The organism is Terriglobus sp. YAF25 (genome assembly GCF_052113305.1).
Taxonomy (GTDB): Bacteria; Acidobacteriota; Terriglobia; order Terriglobales; family Acidobacteriaceae; genus Terriglobus.
Window position 1 is genome coordinate 1 of sequence record NZ_JBFRCY010000918.1, and the last position, 1,512, is coordinate 1,512.

A 1,512-nucleotide genomic window follows, 5' to 3' on the forward strand; every position below is an offset into this window, starting at 1 on the left:
GCCTTGATACAGTGAAACCTATGTTTGCACCGACACAGCGGGTTCACTTTATTGGCATTGGCGGCATTGGTATGAGCGGGATTGCGGAGATCCTGTTGACGATGGGATATCCCGTCTCCGGCTCCGATCTGCGGCGCTCGCCCGTGACCGACCGGCTGGAAAAGCTTGGCGCCGTGATCTTTGAAGGGCATCGTGCAGAGAATGCAGCCGACGCCGATGTCGTCGTGACCAGCTCGGCCGTTGCCAAAGATAACCCTGAAGTGCTGGATGCAAGATCGCGCAAGGTCCCCGTCATTCAGCGCGCCGAGATGCTCGCCGAACTAATGCGGCTGAAGTACGGCATCGCCGTCGCCGGTATGCACGGCAAAACCACCACCACCTCGATGGTGGCCTCGGTGCTGGCCGCCGGTGGCCTCGATCCGACCGTCGTGGTCGGTGGACGTGTCGCCGCTCTGGGCTCGAACGCGCGCCTGGGAACCTCCCAGTATCTGGTGGCCGAGGCCGATGAGAGCGACCGCTCTTTCCTCAAGCTTCCCAGCGTCCTCGCCGTCGTGACCAACCTCGATCGCGAGCACATGGATTGCTACCGCGATATGGAAGATGTCGAGGGCGCATTCATCACCTTTATGGATCGCGTGCCGTTCTATGGAGCAGTCACGGCCTGCATCGACAATGACCTGCTGCGCTCCATCCTGCCGCGAACGAGCCGACGTATCTATACCTATGGCGAGCGCGAAGAGGCCGACTTCCGGCTGGAGATGCTGCCGCGTACAGCAGGCTCGCATGCGCGCTTCCAGGTGACGCACCAGGAACGCGTGATCGGGCCTCTGGAGTTGCATGTTCCAGGGAAGCACAACGTGCTGAACGCGACCGCGGCCGTGGCCATCGGTGTCCAGCTTGGAGTGACGGATGACAAGCTCGTCGAGGGAATTGCTGCGTTTCGCGGGGTTGATCGCCGCTTCCAGATTAAAGGAGTGGCTCGCGGCGTTACGATCGTCGACGATTACGGCCATCACCCCACCGAGGTGCAGGCGACCCTTTGCGCCGCCAGGGAATGCGGCTACGGACGCGTGCTGGTACTCTTTCAGCCGCATCGTTATAGCCGTACCCGTGATCTGATGGCGGAGTTCGCAGGCTCATTTGGCGATGCAGATGTGCTTCAGGTGCTGGACATCTATGCCGCCAGCGAACATCCAATCCCCGGTGTGAACACCCCGGCGCTGGTGGAGGAGGTTCGCCGCACCGGGCATCCCTCCGTGTCTCACGCTGAAAGCCTGGAAGCGGCGGTGCAGGCACTGGCAGCGGAAGCCCGTGAGGGAGACGTCATCCTGACCCTGGGCGCCGGGAATGTCTCTCAGGCGGGAGCGCTGTTGTTGTCAAAACTGGAAGCGAACCCATAAAACATTTCCCTGTAGGTGTAGAGTAGGGCTTCCGCATTTATGGGCGTTTTCCGCAATGAAAACGCCGCTGCACACACCTTCCGGGATACCCAGCAACAGGGAAATGCTCTAA

General features: G+C 60.9%; 1 protein-coding gene. It reads left to right on the plus strand.

Going from position 1 to position 1,512, the window contains the following annotated elements:
- The first annotated feature begins 20 nt into the window (after window positions 1–20).
- Complete coding sequence (murC, locus tag AB4043_RS25220; RefSeq protein WP_442300146.1) at window positions 21–1,400, plus strand: UDP-N-acetylmuramate--L-alanine ligase; 1,380 nt, start codon at window positions 21–23, stop codon at window positions 1,398–1,400.
- Window positions 1,401–1,512: the final 112 nt, after the last annotated feature.